We start from the raw sequence: 21,876 nt of genomic DNA on the forward strand, positions 1-21,876 counted from the left end.
GCTGCTATAACGTGAATTCAGTTCGTTTTGCGTGTGTCGCCACTGTTTTTACCCATAAGAGGGTAAACATGAGAGTCGAACCTTAAAGTAAAGGGTGAAGCTATTCAGGTAGCTATACCGTTCGTTTCGCAGTACGTGTGTGAGATCCTGCTCGCAGCGGTACGCCGGAGGAGGGGAACCTTCGGATACGTTGCTGGTCACCACGTAGTTCTGGGAAACCGAACGGCAATCGCATAGCCCAAGCGCTGCGTGATGCTATCTGCGGACACCTAACCGGTGTCGGTGCAACACTCAACTTCTCAAATAATCTCAACAAGCGACTTTGTAAAGGGAAGCCCTCTTATGCGCGTAACCGCTAGATTCCTTCGTGGTGGCCTCGGCAACAGCCGTAAACCGTCGCGGGCGTTGACCGCACTTTTGGCAGTACCGTTGACTCTCGCACTCGGAGCCCCGGCAGCAGTGGCGGATCCCGAGCCAGCTCAGCAGGGTCTGCCCAGCTATGAGGAACTCCAGGCCATTCAGGGGCAGTTGCCTCAGGGAGGGAACCTGGGTGACCTTGCCAAGGCCGCTGAAGCAGCGCAAGCTGCTGGAGCACAGCTACCAGGGCTGGGCATGCCAAAGCCGATGCCCGGGCCGGAGCGCACGCCATTTAAAGTCGACACTCCTGCAGTGTCGAACTTGCCCAGCGGCGTCAGCGTAGACAAGGTCGAGTGGTATACAGATCACCACGTCATTGCGTATATTCGCTCGGCTGTTATGCCGGAGAAGCCGATTCAGGTTGAGATTTTGCTGCCACGCGATTGGTATCGCGACAAGGATCGCACCTTCCCGAGTGTCTACCATCTTGACGGAATGGCATCGTTTGATGACTACTCCGGTTGGATTCGCGCTACCAATATCGAACGCTTCTACGAGGACAAGAATGTCCTGGTAGTTATGCCTGCTGGCGGTACATCGTCCTTCTACTCTGACTGGGATCAGCCAGATAACGGCAAGAACTACAAGTGGGAGAGCTTCCTCACCAAGGAGCTCGTCCCGGTTATAACCAACGGCTTCCGCGGCAACGATGACCGTGGAATTCTTGGTATCTCCATGGGCGCCACCGGTGCATACAACGTTGCAGCGCACTCCCCAGAGTTGTGGAAGTTCGCCGGTAGTCTCTCCGGCTACCTGGACATGAGCTCACCGGGCATGCCGCAGGCAATTGCTCTGGCAATGAAGAACACCGGTGGCTTCGACGCTACCAAGATGTGGGGCCCGCTCGGTTCGCAGCGCTGGAAGGACAATGATCCGAAGCTGAACATCGACAAGCTCAAGGGCATGTCACTGTACATCTCGGCTGGTAACGGCAACACCGGTGAGTGGGACGTGCCGTCGCAGATTGATCCGACGAAGCCGGACAATCCGACCGGTTACGCACTGGAAGTCCTCTCCCGTATGACTAGTGAAACCTTCATTCGGAATGCTCGTGAAAAAGGTGTCGAGCCGGTTGTGAACTTCCGCAGCTCGGGTACTCACACCTGGCCGTACTGGCAGTTCGAGGTCAGCCAGGCCTGGCCAACGCTGGCCGACGCGCTACAGCTGCCGGAGACAGATCGTGGCGCGGTCTGCCAGGTAGGTGGCGAGATTGAAAAGGCCGTCGCTTCGCTGCCAGGAATCGGTACCTGTCTGTCGGATGAGTACGGCGCCGCGAAGAATGGCGTGGCTCAGGACTTCACCGGTGGTACCGCCTACTGGCACCCGGATTCCGGAGCACACGTGGTCTGGGGGCGCATCGGTTCGCGTTACAACGAGCTCGGAGGTCCGTCCTCGCCGCTTGGCTACCCGGTGACCAACGAACTGGCCACTCCGGATGGTTCGGGACGGTTCGTCCACTTCCAGAACGGTTCGATTTACTGGACTCCGGAAGGTGGAGCCCACGAAGTCGTTGGCGACATTATGAATGCCTGGGGCAAGGCTGGCTTCGAGACAGGCCCGCTGGGTTACCCGACTGCCAACCATCGCGATATTCCAGGCGGAGTCGCCCAGGACTTCCAGGGCGGTACCATCGTGAAGATTGGCGGCGAAGAGCCTCGTATCGTGCGTGGTGAAATCGGCCGTGTCTACAAGGAGCTCGGTGGCGCCGAGTCCGATTTGGGTCTGCCTGTCGACGGCGATGAGCACAAGCTCACCCGCGGCGCTTTCCAGCGCTTCGAACACGGTTCTATTTACTGGACCCCGGAAACTGGTGCCCAGCCGGTGGGCTCCAACGACATCACTGACCACTGGGGCAGCACTGGCTATGAAAATGGTCCGTTCGGTTACCCGGTTGGCCCACTGCAGACAGTGAAGGCCGGCGGTCTGGAGCAGGAGTTCGAGGGTGGCTGGATTCGCCAGCTCAACGGCAAGATTGTCGAGGAGCGCAATGAACCAGAAGCCCCAGCCCCAGCCGTCGACAACGGTGACGACAAGTAAGCCAATCAAAGTAGGACACTGAAAAAGGATAGGCGAATGCCCATGAACAAGTCCTTCCGCACACTGGCTACGACCGCAGCCGTCGCGCTACTGACATTCGGAGTGGCCGCCTGTGGTGGTTCCACAGTGGAGTCTTCAGAGGTCACCTCGTCGACGACTACGAAGACCTCCACGACGTCGTCAAGCACGAAAACCTCTACGCCGAAGCCGAGCGAAACGTCTGCGCCGGAGATTACGGACCCTCAAGCCAAGCGCGTGGACGAAGCGCCCGATGGACAGATGAAGCTCAGCGAGGCTGACGATTCGTACCTCGAAGCGTTGGAATCCGCGGGAATTGATGTTGATGGCGTGGAAGATCAGCTCATCGGCACTGGTCGCGCGACATGCGCGGATGCGCCGGAAGAGGAGCGCCAGGTGATTGCGTTGGCGATTGCCGGGCAGCTGGTCGCACAGGATCGTTCGCAGGACAGCGCCGAGGAAGTGGCGAAGATCATTGCAAGCTCCGCTAAAAAGGCGTATTGCTAGCACTCATGCGTAAAGTGCTGACAATTCTGGCGGTGATTGTGCTGGTGGCCGCTATTGGCTTCGGCGTTGTGCAATGGCTTAACGACGACCAAAGCGGCCAAACCCCACCGCCACCCGGCGACGATGGCGGGGTTTTGGCCGAACAGCCCGAATGGTGCCCGGCGGTAGAAGTTATCGCGGTGCCAGGAACTGCAGAATCGCGTGCCGACGATGACCCGATGGCCCCGACCGCGAACCCAAACTCGCTGCTGCTTGGCCTGACGAACTCGATTTCGCAGTCCTACGCGGAGGGCGATGTCAAGGTCTGGACCACGCCGTACCCGGCACAGATTAAAACGCATCAGATGCCTGACCAGCTCACCTACGATGATTCGCAGGCAGTCGGGCGCGATGTCACCGCCAAGGAAATGACTGACCTGCACGGGCAGTGCCCGCTGACGGACTTTGTCCTGATGGGCTTTTCCCAGGGCGCGGCTATTGCAGGCGATTTGGCGTCCGATATCGGCAATGGCCGCGGTGTGGTCCCCGCCGAGCGCATTGCGGGTGTGGCACTGCTGGGTGACCCGCGACGTGACCCGAACCAGGGTGTTAACCAGGGTGTTCCGCTGGCTGGCGTGGGTGTCGAGCTGTCATTGCAGCCCCTTGGCGGCATTGTGCAGGCTGCGGTTCCGGGCGCAACGATGCGCGGTCCGCGAGACGGCTTTGGGTCCCTCAACGACAAGGTCCAGAATGTCTGCGTGCCCTCGGACTCCTTCTGTGATGTTCCTCCGGCAGTGTCTGATGCGATTGCGCGAGCGCAGGAGATGATTGCCGGCGCAGGAGCGCATGCGACCTACGCCACGAATGACGTGGCGATTCCGGGGACAACCCCGTTGGCATGGACTGAGGGCTGGACTCGCGAGCTGATTGATCAGTCGCTGGCGCGGTAATCGCCGTTATCGCTGTACCCGCCGGGTAAAAATGGTGTCTAATGGTTTGTTTTGGGCTAGAGTATGAAATATCCTCAGGCTCCAATAAGGGTCCAATGTACAGCGAAGCGGGAAGGCACAAAATCGATGACCAATCCTTACGGCAACTTTGACAAAGACGGCATGCCTATCCCTGGCAACAACCCCTGGGATACCCCTTCTGCGCCACAGCCTTACGGTGCCCCGCAGGGGAATCAGCCGGCCTACCAGCAGCCGCAGGGGTTCCAGCAGGGATTTCAGCAGCCACAGCCCTACGGCCAGCCTGGAATGTCGACCGGCTACAACTCCACCATCAACATCGTGAATGGTGGCACGCCGGCGCGGACCGAGTCGCCAAAATCCAAGATTGCGGCCATTTTGCTGGCGTTCTTCCTGGGAAACTGGGGTATCCACAACTTCTACACCGGACATACTAGCCGCGGTGCGATTCAGCTGGTAATGGGCATCATTGGTTGGGCATCCGCACCCGTGGCCATTGGTTTTCTTATTCTAGTCCCGCTGTGGATTTGGGTCTTCGTCGAATTCATCATGCTCATCGTTGGCAGCGGAGAGTACAAGTACGACTCTGAGGGGCGGGTACTGAGCTAGTAACTGGGAAATCCCACAGGGGGGCGTTTCCGATTGGTAAGAGGGTCAATGAGCTCTGGGGCTTCATTGACCCTCTTACTGTTTTCATATTGTCTTAGTGCCTTTTAGTTTTGGCCCCTGCAGCGGTGCGGATTAGTGCAGTGGCAAAAATCGCTGCAGCCGTGGCAGTCGGTGACTAGAAAAGTTACGAGCGTACGCAATGGCCGATTGCTGTTAGGATTTGTGCAAGAACTAATACATTCCCTTTTGAGAACAAAATGGGAGTGAAAGTTCTGGGAGCATTAGTTCTTTTACCACTTCAGCGAACTGCCGGGCTTTGCGCGGTAGGGGAATCTAGTCGAAAAGGTAGTGCGCAATGACGAATCCGATAAACCCGTATGGCGATTTCGACGAAGACGGTATGCCGAGGTCCAAGGGAAAATTTGCCAACAGCTCCGGTACTCCGTACACAGATCCGTACCCACCGCAGCAGCCGAACATGGGGCAGGGATATCAGGACCCGAACCAGTACAACTTCCACAACGGACACTCGAACCCGTTTCAGAGTGATTTCCCGAACCAGCAGGAACCGGCGTATTCCGCTGGATTCGGCGGTCCGAACCCGCACCAGGCTTACGGGGGTGCAGGCACCCCTGTCTCGGATAAGTCCAAGATTGCAGCGGCTCTGCTCGCTTTCTTTATGGGAACCCTCGGCGTCCACAATTTCTACCTGGGCCACAATTCGCGAGGGGCGCTTCAGCTGGCCCTGACCATTGTCGGATGGGTTACAGCCATCTTCCTCGTCGGCTTCTTCCTAATTATCGGCGTCAGTGTCTGGGCATTTATTGAGTTCGTTCTGATCCTCGTCGGCAGCGGCTCCTACGCCTATGACGCAAATGGGCGCCAGCTGCAGTCGTAGGAGCCTCCTACAAAGACGCTAGTTCCTGAAGCCGTGCACCGGCGCGGGGATATAGCCGCCGCGGGCAATGAACTCGGCATTGCCCTTGGCATTGACATCGATGACCGGCGCATAGCCTAGTAGGCCACCGAAGTTCACCTCATCGCCCGGTTTAGTACCCGGCACCGGAATAAGGCGGGCTGCGGTGGTCTTGTGGTTCATGACACCGATGGCGGCCTCGTCGGCAATCATGCCGGAAATCGTGGTCGCAGGCGTGTCTCCCGGAATCGCAATCATGTCGAAGCCCACCGAGCAAATAGAGGTCATCGCCTCCAGCTTGTCCATGCTGATCGACCCCGCACGGACAGCATCAATCATGCCCTTGTCCTCAGAGACCGGGATGAACGACCCGGACAGTCCACCGACGCGTGAACAAGCCATCAGGCCACCTTTCTTGACGGCGTCGTTAAGCAGCGCCAGCGCGGCAGTGGTGCCGTGCGTACCGACCTGCTCCAACCCCATGTGCTCCAGGATGTGAGCGACGGAATCGCCCATCTCGGCCGTCGGCGCGAGCGAGAGGTCCACGATGCCAAAAGGTATGCCCAGCCGCTCCGATGCCATCGTGCCGACCAGCTGACCCGTACGTGTGATCTTGAACGCCGCCTTCTTAATCTCCTCGGCGACTTCGTTGAAGCTGGCGCCCTGCAGATCGCCGAGCGCGCGATCGACCACACCCGGACCCGAAACACCGACGGACACGACGCAATCCGGCTCCCCAACACCGTGGAACGCGCCGGCCATGAACGGATTGTCACCCACCGCGTTGGCGAAAACCACCAGCTTCGCACAGGCAATGGAGCTGCGGTCGGCGGTCTGCCCCGCGGCTTCCTTCACCACTTCGCCCATGCGGCGCACCGCATCCATGTTGATGCCCGCGCGTGACGACGCAACGTTGACCGAGCTGCACACCAATTCGGTCTCGCTAAGAGCGTGGGGAATGGAGTCGATGAGCCGCTTCTCGCTGGTTGTGGCGCCCTTTTCGACGAGCGCCGAGTAACCGCCGAGGAAGTTCACGCCCGAATCGCGGGCGGCGCGATCGAGCGCCTTGGCAACCACTGTGGGATCGCCTTCGCAACCGGCCGTGATCAGAGCAACCGGGGTGACGGAAATACGCTTATTGACAATCGGAATGCCCAGCTCCGCCTCGATGCCCTCACAGACCTCCACGAGACGAGCGGCCTGCCTGGTTACGCGGTCGTACACCGCCTGAGCGGTGGCCTCCATCTCGGAGCGAGAGCACTCGAGCAGCGAAATGCCCATGGTGACCGTCCGGATATCCAGGCGATACTTCTCAATCATGTCAATGGTGTCGAGGAATTTAGATTGCGCGAAGTTGAAATCCATCCTGGTCGCGCCCTCTAGATCTCGTTGACGGCGTTGAACAGCGCCTCAGACTGGATTCGGATGACAAGCCCCTCCCGCTTGCCGACGGAATCCATGTAACCCTGCAGCGTGCTGATAGGAGTGGCCTTCTCGTCGAACTCCACCCGCAGAATCATGGTGAACCATTTGTCCATGAGAGTCTGGGAAACATCGACGATGTTGACGTCCTGCTCCGCCAGAGCAGTGGTGACGGCGGCGATGATGCCGGTGTGATCCTCGCCGGTGACGGTAATGATGGCAAACATGGCCTCAATTTTAGCCGGTGGGGTGGTGGGGAAAATCTGTGGATGGCGGTTGTGCTGGCGGCAAGTTTGTGGCGAAGCATGTTCAGGAACCGCCCAAAACACTTCACGACACCTATGGCACCTTGTGCCAGCTGTGGAGGTGGCATGAGGTGACGCTGGTGTCGTGAAGTGGGTACGCGGCCATGCTAGGGCGGGAGCTAAGGCGTGTTGCGGGCCAATCAGCCAGCGCCCGGCGAGCACCCGGCGAGCACCCGCCGAGCGCCCGAGAAGAATGCCGGGATTACCGGACGTCGACGAACTCCTTGACAATCCACTTGCGCAGTGCGAGCAGAATCAGGCCCAGGACAACCGAGGCGATACCCAGGGTGATAAAGAAGGTGTTCTCAGCAGCGGCATCTTCGTAGTTGTAGAAGCCGGCCAGGGTGCCTGCCAGCGAAGTACCCATAGCGATTGCCATCAGCCAGACGGCCATCATGCGCGAAGGGAATGCCGCGGGAGCGACCTTGGTAGCAAGCGCGTTGCCGACCGGGCTCAGCATGAGCTCACCCATGGTGAACAGGAAGAGAATCCAGATAATCGCCCATAGCGGAGTGGAGTTCTCGCCGCCACCGGAGAATGGGATGAAGAAGAACAGCGAGATACCGATGATGATGTTCGCGACACCGAACTTCACTGGGGTGGACCACTGACGATCTCCAAGCTTGGACCAGGCAGCTGCAAAGACCATCGAGAAGGCGATGATGAAGATCGGGTTGATCGAGTTAATCCAAGCCGGGGACATTTCCCAACCGAAGATCTCGCGGTCGAGGCGGATGTCCGAGTAGATGGCCAGCACCGTGAACTGCTGCTGGAAGATACCGAAGAACAGCACGCCCGAGATGAACATCGGAATGAAACCGACCAGGCGAGTCTTCTCAGGCTTCGTCGTAAGTGGCGAGGAGTACATCTGCCACCACAGCACCACAGCGGCAATCAATGCGATAACAGTGACCACGGTGGAAAGGGCGGTGACCGGAACAATACCGGTGGAAACCAGCGTAACTGAGACAACAGTGATGACTACTGCGATGCCAATCCATACCGGGTACTGCTTCTTTGGCAGCGGGTTCGGAACGTCATGGCCGGCCTCGGCGATGGTGGACTTGCGCATCAGGATGTACTGAATCAGACCGGCAGCCATACCGATAGCGGCCAGGCCGAAGCCCCAGTGGAAGCCCTTCATGCCCCAGATCCAGCCGGTGAGCAGCGGGCCGAACAGGGCGCCGATGTTGACGCCCATGTAGAAGATGGAGAAGCCCGCATCACGACGTGGGTCATCCTTGGCGTAGAGCTGGCCAAGCACGACCTGTGCGTTGGTTTTCACACCGCCGGAGCCAATCGCGATGGAAACAAGACCAATGGCCAAGCCCGTCACGCCGGGGATAATCGCCAGGGAAATGTGGCCAATCATTACCAGGATGGCGGAGTAGAACAGCGTCCGCTCCGAGCCGAGGATACGGTCGGCGACCAGAGAGGCAACGAGTGCGGCCATGTAGACAAGACCGCCGTAAGCACCGACGATGGAGGTAGCAGCGCCCTTATCCAGGCCGAGACCGCCCTGGGTGGTCTCGTGGTACATGTAGAAAGCCAGGATGGCCTGCATGCCGTAGAAGCTGAACCGCTCCCACATTTCGATGCCGAAGAGGTTGGCGAGACCCCACGGCTGACCCATGAATGTGCGTTCTTCGCTGGGCCCCGCGGGGTCCTTAGCAGTTAGGGCTTCGGCAGTTGGTTGATGGCCGAGAGCCTCGTCAGAAGAATTGTCCATTCTTCAATTATCGAGGCGTCGCGCAGAAATTAAAAACTGATTTAGTCAAAGAACTAGTTCGAAGGATTAGAAACGAGCCCGAAGGCTTAGTCCAGAGACTTACGGGCAACCGCATTCGACGCTGCACGCCAACCCAGCAGCAGCAAGGCACTCATGACCGACGCGACCAGGATGAACGACCAGTGTGGAATCTGAGAATTGCGGGTAGCCCACACAGCCAGCCCGACGGCGACAGTACCAATCCAGACAATTGCGCCTGCGCTCACGGCACGCGGGTTCGGTTCATTCTTAATCAGCGCGGTGCCCAGGAGGACACCGAAAGCGAACGGCCACCAGGTATCGAGGATGTTGATGAAAGTGAACGGATCCTCTGGAGTGTTGTGAGCCAGGCGCGCTAATACGGCGAAAATAAAGATGGCGAGGATGTCAATCAAGAACGTCGATACGCGTGTGTTCATGCCCCTTAGTTTAGCGACCCCTCAGAGTGGTGGGTGACCAGAGACTTCCGGTGAGGCGGCCGTTAACGGTTGGCGACCGTATGACGTTCGGGCTGGTCCTTGTGGTCGAAGCCGAGGGCGTAGATAATCCAACCCACAATTGCCACCAGGACGAAGGAAACGATGCGGTAGACCAGCACCGATGCAAAAGCCTCAGCGCCGGTGGTGCCACCCGCGATGAGGGCCGCGGTCAAAGCGGCCTCGACAGTGCCGATGCCGCCCGGCGTGGCCTGGATGAAGCCTGCGAGTTTGCCGGTCACGAAGGCCAACAGCACCTTTGTGGCGGAGATATCATCGACGCCGACTGCACGGATGGCAGCGTAGAGACAGACGATTTCCGCTACCCAGTTGATAAAGGACCAGGTGAAGGAAAGAGCCAAAGTTTGCACGGGCAACTTCACGCTGGTGAGTTGTTTGACGGACTCTTCAAGGCGGTCGACATCGGTGTCCGCGGGCTTCTTTCGAATCTTGTTAAAGATATGTAGGCACCATGTACCGGCCTTATTGACGAAAGCTGGGTTCTGCGAAATCCGCCACAGCAAAATGGTGGCTAGTAACACCACAATTGCCATAGCGATGAGCACTGCGGTCGTGCCGCCCTGTCCTACGAAGAAGAGGCTGCCAAGCCCCAGAAATGCCAGCCCTAAAAACGACAACGCACCCGAAAAAAGCACGAACCAGCTGACAAGGACCGCGGATGCGCCCCACTGCATCATGCGCTTAATCTGCAGCGCCGTGGAAAATGCAGCACCACCGGGAACGGTGACCGCCCACGCGTTGGATGCGAGGGTTAACGCATTGGTGCTACGGCGAGTGGCGGCTTTGACGCCTCCAGCTCGCAACAGCAGACGCATCACTTCCGCCATCGCGTAGAGCGAAAAAGCCACGGAAAAAATGGAGGTGAACAGCCACTTAGCGTCAACATCCGCAAGGATTTGCAGCCCTTGGACGACACTGTCCCAGTTTCTTACCGTCAGCACGATACCGGCAATCACGAGGGCTACGAGGATTATTGATCGTAGCCAGCTCGAATTGCCGGTTTTGAGAACATTTTTAAGTCGTGACATAAATAAGAAGCCTGTTCGTCTTCCTGTTCGTCGCCGCGGTGGTCTCCCTAGTCGTCGTTCTTGCCGTCGCGGTCTTTGAGCAACGAAGTGAGCGGACGGAATGGCTGCAGCCACGCACCGCCATCCGGTAGGCGGTCGAGATCGATACGGGGTAGCGGTTCACGGAAGACGCCCTTGATTTCCTCCAGGTCAACGAAGCGAATCGCATCGGAGGCCAGCGCCCAGGAAGCATGCTCGTGAAAACCGATGACGGTTACCGGAATCCCCTCGGAGGCGAGCTTTTCCAGCAGCTCCTGGAAGTTCTGGCCATCGGCGGACGCAACGACGACACTGCGCAACACGCCCTCGTCGTAACGCCTTTGGATGTGCGCAATCATGTCCGGGTCAACGTCGGTGTCCTCTTCAATCTTCGGCTTTGCGAAGACCGCGAAACCAACATTGCGCAGGGCCTCGACCCAGGGGCGGACAATCTCCGCAGAGCCCGGGTTGACGTTGGTGAAGACCGTGGCTTCGGGGAGGACATCGGAGCCGATTTTCTTGGATACGCGCTCGGCTTCGTCGATAAGCCATTTACCCACGGCGTCGAAGCGCGGGCGGTGCGCGGCGGTCGGGCGGGAACCCAGGATGGCGCCGAGCCCCATGTCCAAGTTCGGAGCATCCCACACGAGCAGTGCGGTGGGATGCGTTTCAGCGGTGTTGTAGCTGGCAGAGGTGTTCTGTGTGGTGCTCATGGTTCCTATGCCTCTTTCTTGCGCCAGATGAACTCGTGGATGTCGTGGTCGAGGTTCAGGCCGCGGGCTTCGAACTTGGTTGTCGGTCGGTCGAGAAGCATGGGAGATTCCGACCATGGCCAGGCGATGGGCTCCAGCGTCGGCTCGACATCGCGAAGTTCTTCGATCCACTCGGCGTAGTCCGCATGGTCAGTGGCGGCGTGGAATATGCCGCCAGGCTTCAGACGCGAAGAAATCAGGCGCAACGTGCCGGACTGCACAATGCGGCGCTTGTGATGGCGCGCCTTCGGCCACGGATCCGGGAAAAACAGGCGCACGCCGGCCAACGACTCCGGCTCGATCATGCGCTGCAGAACCTCAACGCCGTCGCCGCGGACCATGCGGATGTTCGAAACCTCATTACGCACGGTGGCGGAAAGCAGTTTTGCCAGGCCAGGGCGGTAAAGCTCAACTGCGATGATGTTGTGGTCCGGTTCCTGCGGGGCCATCGCGACGGTGGACGTGCCGGTGCCACAGCCAATCTCGACGATGGTCGGGCCCTTGCGGCCGAACCATTCCTCTACGTCAATGACCTCGTCGGAGAGGACCTTGCCGTAAGTGTCCCAGTTGTCTTCCCAGATCTTTTCCTGGTTGGGAGTCAAAGTGCCTCGGCGGAAGGACAGATTGCCGATGCGTGGGTAGTCAAGACCGTCGTTGAACTGGGTCTTTTCCGGACGCCCCGCAGGCAGTTCGCCCTTCTTCGGCCGGCGCTCATGCGGTTGTTCCGCCTGCTGCTCCGAACCCTGCTCGGCCTGTCGCTCTGCAGACGCCGACGATGGTTCAGATTCCTGCGAAACCGCAGGCTGTTCGATATTTTCAGAAAAATCAGAAGTAGTCACGTCCCCTATTGTCCACGACAACGGCCAACTATCCAATCACTGCCCCTAGGATTTTGGTTGATGGCCTGGTGGTTTGCGGTCGGTATGCGATGCAGTGTCGATGTGAGCTGGCGGCGCGGCTGGCTGAAGTTGTTTTGTCGACTTGCCGAATCCGTGGTCCGTTGTAGTCTGAACGCGAAGCCGCGCTTGTCCGTTGCTTGAAGCGGTGCTTGGGGTCTGTCTGGCACAGCGCTTCGGGGCGCGGATTCTGGTCGGCGGGCCATACGGGGGTTACGCAGGGTTTTAGCTGAACCACGCAGGGGATTTATGGGAGGGGACTAGGTCGCATGGACCTCATTTCCGCAACTGATGTCACGGAAACAACGCAGCTGTCAGGGGGATCCACTTCGTCGACGTTGCGTTCGGCCGTCGTGGACTGGCTGTCATCACGGCAGGCCACACACTCGGCGGTTACAAACACGAGCGGCGCAGAGGTATGCGTTGCCACGGCGCTCGAGCGCGAGAAACGAGCACCGGTAATCTGCGCGCGGCTGCGCAGAGGGGTGGGCGAAACCGCTGTGCGCGAGGCGTTCACGCAATGTTACGCAGAGCTGGCCGAAAAACTGCCCGCACCCGTCGAGCTGGTCATCGAGCAACAACCGATTCGCCGCTCGCTTGCCGACGAGTACTGCGACATCACCACAAACGAGCCAGCTGAACACACCTTTTTGTTCGACTCTGCGTTGCGGAAGATTATTGAACGCCACGGTGCGAAAGGCGAGCCACACGATGGTGACGGACTACTCGCAGTGCAGTTGACTGAGATAGCGGTGGCCTTTCCCGCGGCTAGAGACAGCCTGGAGGAGTTGCTATGGCAGCACCGGAAGTAGTTGAGCCACGCGCGGTATCGGCGGAGGTATCGGAGCAGGTGAGCTTACCTGCTCCGATACCCGAAGCCGCATCTGCATCTGCACCCGCGCCACAACCAGAACCACAGGTGCCAGAACAGCCGCCACTTCTTGTCACCAAGGCTGGTACCGCTGCAGGCCGCGCGGATTTTTCGCAGGTCGTTGACACTGCAGTGCCGTCACGTCGCTTGGAATTTGTGGATAAACGCAGCGCCGTCGTGCTCTATGTCGCAGACAGCGAGGTGCAGCCAACACGGGAGTGCGTCAGCACGGTTGCAGCAATTAGTCAGGCCACCGGCCGCGTTGCAGTAGGTCTGATTGGTAATGGCGAGCATGCCGAGGCCTGGCGCCAGGAAATCGACAGCACAATTCCAATGGGAGCGCTGGACGAGAGGATGGCCAGAACCCTGGTTCTTTTGGCAGAAGGGCCGCCCAGAAACTCGGGGGAAACCCTGAGCGTGCGCCGGGTTCGAAACGTGCGAGCTCAGCTGGTACAGGAGCGATCGCGCGGAGCCGGGGCGGCGGCGCGATTGCAGCGGAAGATGCAGTTGGCAGCTGAAAGCGCGGTGCGGGATGCACTGCAGGAAGTGGCTGATGAACCCGCAGGTGGCCAAGCGGAACTGCAGGGCCGTGCCGAGGACGCAGCGGCGCGACTGCAACAGCGGTGCGGTGATGAATTGGGTCTTTGCGTGGAAATCTCGGTGCCCGCTCCAGAAAGTCCGACTCGCCCCAGTTATGTCATGGAAGCCCTGGTTGCGGTGGCATCGCTCGGCGTGGCGGTCGGTGTAGTGCGGATTGTCCACGGGTTGTTCATGTGGATTGGGGTGCCGATGCTTGCGGCGCAGCTAGTCGCACTTGCAATAGGTCTCTGTGTCGCGGTGGTGGCGGTGGGCGCAACGATTCGTCGTAACGCACGCCAACGAACCGTACAGTGGCGGGCAAACTACCTTGCCCACCTGCGGCGAAGATGGACGCAGTCCGCGGAGGTGGCGGTGCGAGAGGCCCTTGGTGCGCGGGGGCCGGGATGGCGAATAGAACAGCTGGCGGAGTACAGCGGAACGTCCGCTAGATAGCCGTGACAGCCAGGAGAGATAGGGGAGATTACGATGGATGAGTTTTCTTTACTGCAGTACTTTTCCGAACAGCCTGCGTCCGATGGTGGGGCGGACGCCCGGTCGCTCGCTACGCCGTGTGGGTTGGAGGCGGCGACACCGATTGATGGGCAGTCGGCGGGTATTGGCGACGCCGGGCTGGTCGTGGAGGTCGATGGGCAGCTCTACGACCTCGGTGATGACGAAGGGTCGATTACGCTTGCCGACGATTCCGGGTTGTCAATCTATTCGGATTTGGACGGTGACGGCACGGTGGATCACGTGACGACGGTCCGTTTTGACGGTACTTGGGAGTCCTGGAGCAGCGATGATGTCAGGGCTGCTGACGCGATTGGCAAAGCGGTAGTGGAAGCGACACCAGCAGCGGGGAAGTGGGATGCGTACTCCTGGGAGCAATCGGCCCGGGGCAGCTGGAACTAACGACTTTGGGAACGCTGTGCACGGGGGTACCCGTGTCCCAGTTGCTTACAAATGGGGGTAACTGCAGTCAAAGGGTTAATGGTTGTGAATTTGCGTGGTAAGGCTGGCCTTATTCGCTGGTTATAGCCGTAAATGAACAGGTCGCAAGAATGGGACGGGGAAAATCTTTTGTTGTAAAGCCGTGATGTAACGGCTTTCAAAATGGGGGAGCGAGTCGATTGTCGATGTGGGGCCCGGCAACTTTCGGTATCCCCCGGTAGCCTTAAATCAAGACGCGAATCAATGAGTCAGGAGAACTGATGTCCGCACCTTCTATTCCTGGTCTCGAGGGCCAGGCCCCGACCGAGAACGCCGAACTGCTGCGCTGGATTGCTGAGGTCGCAGAACTGACCCAGCCAGACAAGGTTGTCTTTGCTGATGGCTCGGAAGAAGAGTGGAACCGCCTTACCCAGGACCTGGTTGATAAGGGAACTCTTATCAAGCTGAATGAGGAAAAGCGCCCGAACTCTTTCCTAGCCCGCTCTAACCCGAAGGACGTTGCTCGTGTGGAGTCCCGCACGTTCATCGCTTCTGAAAAGGAAGAGGGCGCTGGCCCGACCAACAACTGGGCGGATCCGGTCGAGCTGAAGAAGGAAATGACCGAGCACTACCGCGGTTCCATGAAGGGCCGCACCATGTTCGTCGTTCCGTTCTGCATGGGTCCGATCACCGACCCGGAGCCGAAGCTGGGTGTTCAGCTGACCGACTCGGAGTACGTGGTTCTCTCTATGCGAATCATGACCCGCATGGGTCAGGATGCCCTGGACAAGATTGGTCCGGACGGAGACTTCGTCCACGCTCTGCACTCCGTTGGCGCTCCGCTGGAGGAGGGCCAGGAGGACGTTGCATGGCCGTGCAACGATGAGAAGTACATCTCCCAGTTCCCGGAGACCAAGGAGATTTGGTCCTACGGTTCCGGCTACGGCGGAAACGCCATCTTGGCCAAGAAGTGCTACGCACTGCGTATCGCTTCGGTCATGGCCAAGGAAGAGGGCTGGATGGCTGAGCACATGCTCATCCTGAAGCTCACCAATCCGGAAGGCAAGGCCTACCACGTTGCCGCTGCATTCCCGTCTGCATGTGGTAAGACCAACCTGGCTATGCTGACTCCGACCATCGAGGGCTGGAAGGCCGAGGTCGTCGGCGACGACATCGCATGGCTGAAATTCGGTGAGGACGGTCGCCTGTACGCTGTTAACCCGGAGAACGGCTTCTTCGGTGTTGCACCGGGCACCAACTACTCCTCCAACCCGAACGCCATGAAGACTATGGAGGCCGGTAACACCCTGTTCACCAACGTCGCACTAACCGACGATGGTGACGTCTGGTGGGAAGGCATGGAAGGCAAGCCGGATCACCTCATTGACTGGAAGGGCAATGACTGGACCCCGGATTCCGACGAGCTGTCCTCGCACCCGAACTCCCGTTACTGCACCCCGATTTCGCAGTGCCCGGTCGCCGCACCGGAGTACGACGACCCGCAGGGTGTCCCGATCGACGCCATCCTGTTCGGTGGCCGCCGCCCGGACACTGTGCCGCTGGTGACCCAGGCACTGTCCTGGAACCACGCAACCTTCATCGGTGCAACCCTGGCTTCCGGCCAGACCGCTGCTTCCGCTGAGGCCAAGGTTGGCTCCCTGCGCCACGACCCGATGGCAATGCTGCCGTTCATTGGCTACAACGTCGGTGACTACCTGCAGCACTGGATTGACATGGGTGCCAAGGGCGGCGACAAGATGCCAGAGGTCTTCCTGGTTAACTGGTTCCGCCGTGGTGAAGACGGCCGCTTCCTGTGGCCGGGCTTCGGTGACAACTCTCGCGTTCTCAAGTGGATCATCGACCGCATTGAGGGCCGTGTTGGTGCCAAGGAGACCGTTGTTGGTCACACCGCTAAGGCAGAGGACCTGGATCTGACTGGCCTGGACATCGACTTTGAAGATGTCAAGGAAGCCCTGAAGGCACCGGCTGCTAAGTGGCAGGGCGACCTGCCGGACAACGAGGAGTGGCTGAAGTTCCTCGGCGACCGCGTTCCGCAGGAAGTCTGGGACGAGTTCGAGACTCTGAAGGCTCGTATCGAGAAGAGCCTGCAGGATTAAGAGTCCGCTGGCTAGCCTTGCTAGAAGCTAGAACCAGAACCACCCCCTTGCTGCCCGAAGTGGCTGGCAAGGGGGTGGTTTGCGCAATTTGACGATGAAGGGTGACACGCAATGCAATTGACGCTTTTCTCTGACTTAAGCCTGCGTGTCATCACTTTGATGGCGATGGGGGAGCCGGGGCGAAAGTACACCGCTGCCGAGGTGGCTGAGTCCCTCAATGCGTCTCGCGCGCATGTCTCTAAGGTCGTCTCGAGGCTCGTTGAGCTGGACTTCCTGGATGCGGTCAAGGGGCGCAACGGCGGCATCTATTTGCGCGAGTCGGCTACGGAGAAGTCCGTCGGCAAGCTGCTGCGCACTCTGGAAAACAACGAGGTCGTCGATTGTGTCGGTACCGACTGCCCATTGCTGCCGACGTGTCTATTGCGCGGCAAGCTAGCGGCTGCGCAGGAGGCGTTCTTCGCCGCACTGGATCCGGTGTTGATTGCTGATCTCATTCCGCTCAAATCGGCTAATGGTGCGGATGTCAATCGCCTCGAGGGAGGCGGTCCGCAGGGGAGCACCCAGCTCAATATTCGTCCGGTTTAAGTGCAGAGCTGAAGGACTGACCGCGGGTTGAAAAAGCTAAAAAAGGGTGCTGTCGAAGTTTTCTGGTGAGTTTTCGACATTGCCATTTGTGCAGTTCAAGCCAGGTAAAACTCAACCGCAAAGAGTAGTTATGAACACCATTGGACAATAATACGCAAACAGAATGCGCAATATGGTGTTATTGTGAAGTCATGCCAAACCTGAATGTTAACAAGAACGGCCTGACTCCAGAGCAGGCTGAAATCGTCACTCAAACCCTGCCCGTCGTCGGTGCCAACATCGAGAAGATCACGCCGAACTTCTACAACCGGATGTTCGCTGCTCACCCAGAGCTCATTGCCGATACCTTCAACCGCGGCAACCAGAAGCAGGGTGCTCAGCAGAAGGCGCTGGCGGCATCGGTCGCTACTTTCGCAGCTACCCTGGTTGACCCAGATGCTCCTGCCCCGGAAGAACTGCTTTCCCGTATCGGGCACAAGCACATTTCCGTTGGCATCAAGCCAGAACAGTACCCAATCGTCCACAAGCATCTCTTCGATGCCATCGAGGAAATCCTCACCCCAGAGGTCTTTCAGGGGGCTGTCCGCGACGCATGGGATGCCGTCTACCTGGAGATGCAGCGTGTTCTCATCGACTTCGAGAAGGGGCTCTATGATGACCTCGGTGTCGAAGCAGGTGATGTCTTCCGTGCCGCTCACGTCGTCTCTCGTGAAGAGCGCGGTGATGACGTCGCAGTGTTCTCCGTCAAGCTTGACGACGAATCCCCCGTTTCCTACCTCCCGGGACAGTACATCTCTGTACGTCAGACCATGCCGGACGGCGCCGGCCAGCTACGGCAATACTCCCTGGTTGGCGGCGCGGAAGATGTTCTGACTTTCGCGGTTCGTCGTGTCGATGTCTCCGAGGACCTGCCGGCTGGCGAAGTTTCCACACAGCTGTGGGAAAAGGTGCAGCCGGGCGATGCGATCGAAATTTCTCTGCCTGCAGGCGACCTGGTGCTGGACACCAAGTCAAACGACCCAGTGGTGCTTATCTCCGCAGGTATTGGCGCCACCCCCATGATCGGCATGCTGGATGCCCTGGTAGCAGCCGACTCCAAGCGTGATGTCGTCGTCCTCCACGCGGACCGCGCAGAAGCCGCAGATGCCCTGCGCGCAGAACGCAATAACGCAGTCTCTGCACTGGCCAATGCCCACCAGCAGGTGTGGTACGAGCCGGATTTGATGAATCTGGCTGATACGGAGCTGCCGGAGGGCGCTCAGTTCTACCTCTGTGGTGGCAATGGTTTCCTGCAGGCCATTCGCCAGCAGCTCGCCGATCGCGGCGTTGCTCGCGAAAACGTTCACTTCGAGCTGTTCAGCCCGAACGATTGGCTGCTAGACGCTTAGCGTCACAACTGCGCCGTCGGCATAAAATCCATCGTCACAAATAAAGCCAAATGACCAGCCGCGATATATGCCCGTGGCTGGTCATTGTGCTGTTTGTAGCTTCGGTGGCTTCGTATTACTCGGCTGAGCAGGAAAGCTCCGCAACAACCTCGCCCGCAGTTTGGTTCTCGCACTGAGAAAAAGCAATACCCGCCCATAAGTTGAGATATTCAGGGTCACCGGCCTGATTCGCGGCACCACGGATTGGCGTGGTCAAGTAGTGCAATTGCGGATAAAGTTCCGGCGCGACCCTAGAAAACGCCCGGGTAAACGTGTTCTCAATTGCCCGCGCGGGCTTGCCGGAAAAGGCGTGGGTCAAAACGGTGTCGCGCTCCGTGAGCTCACGCAATGCCCGTCGGTGCGTCTCCTTCGTACCCGCCTCTGCGGTGGTGAGGAACCGTGTGCCAACTTGTATAGCTGTCGCACCAGCACCCAAAAGCTTGACGACGTCCTCTCGGTGGCCCACCCCACCAGCGGCGATGATGGGTGCATCGGTAACTGCACTCGCCTCGGTGACTGCTTGGGCGAGCTCTTCTACAGAGGCCCCAATGTTGTCGGACGAGTCCTTGCCCTTCACGAATGCGCGGTGTCCACCCGCAGCTAATCCCTGCAGAACAATGCGATCAGCGCCGGCTGCAGCCGCCGCCCGCACCCCCTCAATTGAGGTCGCATTCAGCACCACTTTGCGGCCAGATTCCTTTACCCGAGCAATGACCTCTTTATCTGGATAGCCAAAGGTGAAGGAGACGAACTCCAGCGCGTCGGGGTTGGGCAGAAAATCATCAGCGAGAATTGCCTCGACTTTCGCCGAGAAGTAGTCATCTGACCAGGTCGGAGCATCGGGCAAGTCGATGTCGAAGTGGTCTGCTGCCGGTGCTAAGTGGCCGCGAAACGTGGTCCACTGCGCAAGCCCCTCCTCGGAGGTTCCGCCACCGGCGTCAGCCGTGTTGGGGCAGAAGAGGTTGATGCCGAAACCTTTGCCGTCGTCAAGCAGTGCGCACGTCTGCCGTGCCTGTTCAGTGAGCTTTTCAACAGTGAGATAGCCGGCGGCAAGCGTGCCAACCCCACCAGCATTGGAAACTGCAGCGACGAGTTCGGGCGTGGATGGACCACCGGCCATCGGCGCCAAGATGATTGATGAGCGTCGTAGGTTTTCGGGTGATTGCGAGGTTGTGCTGCTCATAGGGGCGAGAGTAACACTAAGGCCGGATTCCCCCGTGTGGGAGAACCCGGCCAATGCCGACGAACGGCGTTGCGCAATAGACTCCGCGCTACCCGCTACCGCTTCAAGAACTACTTATTGTTCTCCGGCGGATCCAGCGGCATACCCTGGCCGGCGCGGTAGAACGGAATGTCCTGCGGTGCCAGCGGAGTCTTGCCGGCGATGAGGTCAGCGGCCTTTTCGGCAATCATCATGGTTGGTGCGTAGATATTGCCGTTGGTGATGCCCGGCATGACCGAAGCATCAACCACGTAGAGGCCCTCGGTGCCGTGAACCTGCATGGTTTCCGGATCGACCACGGCCATCTCGTCGGAGGCCGGACCCATCTTGCAGGTGCAGGATGGGTGCAGTGCGGTCTCGGCATCCTTGCGGACCCACTCGAGAATTTCCTCGTCGGTCTGCACATCTGCACCCGGGGAAATCTCGCCGTCGGTGTACTCCTTCATTGCCGGGGTGTCCAGCAGCTTACGGGAGACCTTGACAGCCTCGACCCATTCACGGCGGTCCTGATCAGTGGACAGGTAGTTGAACAGAATCGACGGCTTGACCTTGATGTCAGAGGACGTGATGTGGGCATGGCCACGGGCATCCGAGTACATCGGGCCAACGTGGAACTGGAAACCGTGGGGGCTATCGATCTTCGTGCCGTCGTAACGCATGGCCAGCGGCAGGAAGTGGAACATCAGGTTCGGGTAGGGCTCGTTGTCGTTGGAGCGGGCGAAACCGCCGCCCTCGAAGTGCGACGTTGCCACCGGGCCCTTGTGGGTGAGCATCCACCACAGGCCGATGAACGGCCAACGCCACTTCTCCAGGTACGGCTGCGAGGACACCGGCTGGGTGGCGTTGTACTGGATGTAGACCTCCAGGTGATCCTGCAGGTTCTCGCCGACGCCAGGCAGGTGCTTGACGACGTTCACTCCGGCGGCATTCAAGATTTTCTCATCGCCAATGCCGGATACCTCGAGCAGCTGGGGAGAGTTGAAAGCGCCACCGCAGAGGATGACCTTGTCTGCTCGCACCTGACGCGTGCGACCCTTCCAGGTGTACTCCACGCCGACGGCCTTGGTGCCCTCGAAGAGGATGCGGGTGGCTTCTGCGCGGGTGCGGAGCTCCAGATTCGGGCGCTGCAGAGCCGGGTGCAGGTATGCGCGAGCTGCGGAGAGGCGACGGCCCTTGTCGATGTTCGCGTCGAAGGGGCCGAAGCCCTCCTGGCGGTAGCCGTTGACGTCCGGGGTGTAGTTGTAGCCTGCCTGCTGTACGGACTTGAAGAAAGCCTTGAACAGCGGAGAATCGGCCGGTCCGCGCTTCATGCGCAGCGGGCCGTCGTGGCCACGGCGCGGGTCGTCCTTGTCGGAGCCCAGCGCATTTTCCATGCGCTTGAAGTACGGCAGGACATGGTTCCAACCCCAGTTTTCCAGCCCCTTGGTGTCGCCCCACTTGTCGTAGTCCATGGGGTTACCGCGCTGGTAGATCTGGCCGTTGATAGAGGAGGAGCCACCGACGACCTTGCCGCGGGCGTGGTAGATGCGGCGACCGTTCATCTCCGGTTCCGGCTCGGATTCGTACTTCCAGTCGTAGTACTTGTTGCCGATTGGGAAGGAGAACGCCGAAGGCATGTGAATGTAGAGATCCCAGAGGGAGTCCATGCGGCCAGCCTCGAGTACGAGCACCTGCTGAGTGTGGTCTGCAGACAGCCGGTTAGCCAGCACAGAGCCGGCAGAGCCCGCGCCAACGATGACGACGTCGCGGTGTTCGACTGTGGTGTTGTCATTCTTTTTACCGAAGTTGAAGACAGCCGGGAAAGCTCCCATGTTCTGGTGTACCTCCGTAGGTTGTTTGCCGATGTAAATCGGAATGGGTTTCAAGGACTGTGATAAGCCTCAAGTCGTATTTAAAGCCTGGCCCTATATATTGGTATTGGAATAAATGGCCGGAGGCGTATCTCAAGTCCCCTTCACTTATATAGAATGACACACAATTGTCATTCGGTTCCAGTTAGAACGATTTT

20 protein-coding genes are annotated in these 21,876 nt (G+C 59.0%); 11 read left to right on the top strand and 9 right to left on the bottom strand.

The window, feature by feature from the left end; translation table 11 throughout:
• Window positions 1-342 precede the first annotated feature (342 nt).
• The 5 genes from ADA16_RS06260 to ADA16_RS06280 all read left to right on the top strand — a co-directional run bounded on the left by ADA16_RS06260 (window position 343) and on the right by ADA16_RS06280 (window position 5,433).
• On the top strand, window positions 343-2,454 hold the full coding sequence (locus ADA16_RS06260; RefSeq protein WP_048760166.1) for an alpha/beta hydrolase-fold protein: 2,112 nt from the start codon (window positions 343-345) through the stop codon (window positions 2,452-2,454).
• 42 nt (window positions 2,455-2,496) lie between these two features.
• Window positions 2,497-2,979: a DUF732 domain-containing protein gene (locus ADA16_RS06265; RefSeq protein ID WP_239659373.1), complete on the top strand. Its 483-nt coding sequence runs from the start codon at window positions 2,497-2,499 to the stop codon at window positions 2,977-2,979.
• Window positions 2,980-2,984: 5 nt separating this feature from the next.
• On the top strand, window positions 2,985-3,908 hold the full coding sequence (locus ADA16_RS06270; RefSeq protein ID WP_048760170.1) for a cutinase family protein: 924 nt from the start codon (window positions 2,985-2,987) through the stop codon (window positions 3,906-3,908).
• A gap of 126 nt (window positions 3,909-4,034) precedes the next feature.
• Window positions 4,035-4,535 carry a TM2 domain-containing protein gene (locus ADA16_RS10790; protein WP_053084301.1) on the top strand — a complete coding sequence of 167 codons (501 nt, stop codon included), beginning with the start codon at window positions 4,035-4,037 and terminating at the stop codon, window positions 4,533-4,535.
• Between the two features lie 355 nt (window positions 4,536-4,890).
• A complete protein-coding gene (locus ADA16_RS06280) occupies window positions 4,891-5,433 on the top strand; it encodes a TM2 domain-containing protein (protein WP_048760172.1) in 543 nt (180 codons plus the stop codon).
• An 18-nt stretch (window positions 5,434-5,451) separates the two neighbouring features.
• Here ADA16_RS06280 and ADA16_RS06285 read toward each other — a convergent pair whose 3' ends face one another.
• The 7 genes from ADA16_RS06285 to trmB all read right to left on the bottom strand — a co-directional run bounded on the left by ADA16_RS06285 (window position 5,452) and on the right by trmB (window position 12,053).
• A complete protein-coding gene (locus tag ADA16_RS06285) occupies window positions 5,452-6,816 on the bottom strand; it encodes a PFL family protein (RefSeq protein ID WP_048760174.1) in 1,365 nt (454 codons plus the stop codon).
• Between the two features lie 14 nt (window positions 6,817-6,830).
• Window positions 6,831-7,100, bottom strand: coding sequence for an ACT domain-containing protein (locus ADA16_RS06290; RefSeq protein ID WP_048760176.1), 270 nt, complete (start codon window positions 7,098-7,100; stop codon window positions 6,831-6,833).
• A gap of 280 nt (window positions 7,101-7,380) precedes the next feature.
• Entirely contained in the window at window positions 7,381-8,907 is a 1,527-nt protein-coding gene (locus ADA16_RS06295; RefSeq protein ID WP_048760178.1) for a peptide MFS transporter, read from the bottom strand.
• 86 nt (window positions 8,908-8,993) lie between these two features.
• Window positions 8,994-9,365 carry a DUF3054 domain-containing protein gene (locus ADA16_RS06300; RefSeq protein WP_048760180.1) on the bottom strand — a complete coding sequence of 124 codons (372 nt, stop codon included), beginning with the start codon at window positions 9,363-9,365 and terminating at the stop codon, window positions 8,994-8,996.
• Between the two features lie 62 nt (window positions 9,366-9,427).
• Complete coding sequence (locus ADA16_RS06305; protein ID WP_048760181.1) at window positions 9,428-10,471, bottom strand: lysylphosphatidylglycerol synthase transmembrane domain-containing protein; 1,044 nt, start codon at window positions 10,469-10,471, stop codon at window positions 9,428-9,430.
• Between the two features lie 47 nt (window positions 10,472-10,518).
• A complete protein-coding gene (locus ADA16_RS06310; RefSeq protein ID WP_048760183.1) occupies window positions 10,519-11,202 on the bottom strand; it encodes an NYN domain-containing protein in 684 nt (227 codons plus the stop codon).
• A 5-nt stretch (window positions 11,203-11,207) separates the two neighbouring features.
• A complete protein-coding gene (trmB, locus tag ADA16_RS06315; RefSeq protein ID WP_414629654.1) occupies window positions 11,208-12,053 on the bottom strand; it encodes a tRNA (guanosine(46)-N7)-methyltransferase TrmB in 846 nt (281 codons plus the stop codon).
• Between the two features lie 353 nt (window positions 12,054-12,406).
• Between trmB and ADA16_RS06320 the strand changes: the two genes are divergently transcribed.
• From ADA16_RS06320 to ADA16_RS06345, 6 genes are all read left to right on the top strand, one after another.
• Complete coding sequence (locus ADA16_RS06320) at window positions 12,407-12,949, top strand: hypothetical protein (protein WP_048760187.1); 543 nt, start codon at window positions 12,407-12,409, stop codon at window positions 12,947-12,949.
• Window positions 12,931-14,040, top strand: coding sequence for a hypothetical protein (locus tag ADA16_RS06325; protein WP_239659374.1), 1,110 nt, complete (start codon window positions 12,931-12,933; stop codon window positions 14,038-14,040). The genes ADA16_RS06320 and ADA16_RS06325 overlap by 19 nt, the downstream gene beginning before the upstream one ends.
• A gap of 33 nt (window positions 14,041-14,073) precedes the next feature.
• The gene (locus ADA16_RS06330) at window positions 14,074-14,499 is read left to right on the top strand and encodes a DUF6802 family protein (RefSeq protein ID WP_048760188.1); all 426 of its coding nucleotides are present in this window, start codon (window positions 14,074-14,076) and stop codon (window positions 14,497-14,499) included.
• A gap of 299 nt (window positions 14,500-14,798) precedes the next feature.
• Window positions 14,799-16,634, top strand: coding sequence for a phosphoenolpyruvate carboxykinase (GTP) (locus tag ADA16_RS06335; protein WP_048760190.1), 1,836 nt, complete (start codon window positions 14,799-14,801; stop codon window positions 16,632-16,634).
• A 111-nt stretch (window positions 16,635-16,745) separates the two neighbouring features.
• Window positions 16,746-17,219, top strand: coding sequence for an Rrf2 family transcriptional regulator (locus tag ADA16_RS06340; RefSeq protein WP_048760192.1), 474 nt, complete (start codon window positions 16,746-16,748; stop codon window positions 17,217-17,219).
• 191 nt (window positions 17,220-17,410) lie between these two features.
• On the top strand, window positions 17,411-18,607 hold the full coding sequence (locus tag ADA16_RS06345) for a globin domain-containing protein (RefSeq protein ID WP_048760194.1): 1,197 nt from the start codon (window positions 17,411-17,413) through the stop codon (window positions 18,605-18,607).
• 115 nt (window positions 18,608-18,722) lie between these two features.
• On the opposite strand, the gene ADA16_RS06350 is transcribed toward ADA16_RS06345, so the two are convergent.
• Both ADA16_RS06350 and betA read right to left on the bottom strand, forming a co-directional pair.
• Complete coding sequence (locus tag ADA16_RS06350; RefSeq protein WP_048760196.1) at window positions 18,723-19,829, bottom strand: NAD(P)H-dependent flavin oxidoreductase; 1,107 nt, start codon at window positions 19,827-19,829, stop codon at window positions 18,723-18,725.
• 110 nt (window positions 19,830-19,939) lie between these two features.
• Entirely contained in the window at window positions 19,940-21,679 is a 1,740-nt protein-coding gene (gene betA, locus ADA16_RS06355; protein WP_048760198.1) for a choline dehydrogenase, read from the bottom strand.
• Window positions 21,680-21,876: the final 197 nt, after the last annotated feature.

Origin of the sequence: Corynebacterium vitaeruminis, from assembly GCF_001054325.1 — a bacterium.
GTDB classification, from domain to species: domain Bacteria; phylum Actinomycetota; class Actinomycetes; order Mycobacteriales; family Mycobacteriaceae; genus Corynebacterium; species Corynebacterium vitaeruminis_A.

What these genes read in the sequence shown, in the direction of transcription:
- ADA16_RS06350 (WP_048760196.1), bottom strand. Translation starts at nt 19,829, where the DNA reads ATGAGCAGCACAACCTCGCAATCACCCGAAAACCTACGACGCTCATCA.
- ADA16_RS06290 (WP_048760176.1), bottom strand. Translation starts at nt 7,100, where the DNA reads ATGTTTGCCATCATTACCGTCACCGGCGAGGATCACACCGGCATCATC.
- ADA16_RS06285 (WP_048760174.1), bottom strand. Translation starts at nt 6,816, where the DNA reads ATGGATTTCAACTTCGCGCAATCTAAATTCCTCGACACCATTGACATG.
- ADA16_RS06330 (WP_048760188.1), top strand. Translation starts at nt 14,074, where the DNA reads ATGGATGAGTTTTCTTTACTGCAGTACTTTTCCGAACAGCCTGCGTCC.
- ADA16_RS06260 (WP_048760166.1), top strand. Translation starts at nt 343, where the DNA reads ATGCGCGTAACCGCTAGATTCCTTCGTGGTGGCCTCGGCAACAGCCGT.
- ADA16_RS10790 (WP_053084301.1), top strand. Translation starts at nt 4,035, where the DNA reads ATGACCAATCCTTACGGCAACTTTGACAAAGACGGCATGCCTATCCCT.
- ADA16_RS06320 (WP_048760187.1), top strand. Translation starts at nt 12,407, where the DNA reads ATGGACCTCATTTCCGCAACTGATGTCACGGAAACAACGCAGCTGTCA.
- ADA16_RS06295 (WP_048760178.1), bottom strand. Translation starts at nt 8,907, where the DNA reads ATGGACAATTCTTCTGACGAGGCTCTCGGCCATCAACCAACTGCCGAA.
- ADA16_RS06340 (WP_048760192.1), top strand. Translation starts at nt 16,746, where the DNA reads ATGCAATTGACGCTTTTCTCTGACTTAAGCCTGCGTGTCATCACTTTG.
- ADA16_RS06310 (WP_048760183.1), bottom strand. Translation starts at nt 11,202, where the DNA reads ATGAGCACCACACAGAACACCTCTGCCAGCTACAACACCGCTGAAACG.
- betA (WP_048760198.1), bottom strand. Translation starts at nt 21,679, where the DNA reads ATGGGAGCTTTCCCGGCTGTCTTCAACTTCGGTAAAAAGAATGACAAC.
- ADA16_RS06335 (WP_048760190.1), top strand. Translation starts at nt 14,799, where the DNA reads ATGTCCGCACCTTCTATTCCTGGTCTCGAGGGCCAGGCCCCGACCGAG.
- ADA16_RS06325 (WP_239659374.1), top strand. Translation starts at nt 12,931, where the DNA reads ATGGCAGCACCGGAAGTAGTTGAGCCACGCGCGGTATCGGCGGAGGTA.
- ADA16_RS06270 (WP_048760170.1), top strand. Translation starts at nt 2,985, where the DNA reads ATGCGTAAAGTGCTGACAATTCTGGCGGTGATTGTGCTGGTGGCCGCT.
- ADA16_RS06265 (WP_239659373.1), top strand. Translation starts at nt 2,497, where the DNA reads ATGAACAAGTCCTTCCGCACACTGGCTACGACCGCAGCCGTCGCGCTA.
- ADA16_RS06300 (WP_048760180.1), bottom strand. Translation starts at nt 9,365, where the DNA reads ATGAACACACGCGTATCGACGTTCTTGATTGACATCCTCGCCATCTTT.
- ADA16_RS06280 (WP_048760172.1), top strand. Translation starts at nt 4,891, where the DNA reads ATGACGAATCCGATAAACCCGTATGGCGATTTCGACGAAGACGGTATG.
- ADA16_RS06305 (WP_048760181.1), bottom strand. Translation starts at nt 10,471, where the DNA reads ATGTCACGACTTAAAAATGTTCTCAAAACCGGCAATTCGAGCTGGCTA.
- ADA16_RS06345 (WP_048760194.1), top strand. Translation starts at nt 17,411, where the DNA reads ATGCCAAACCTGAATGTTAACAAGAACGGCCTGACTCCAGAGCAGGCT.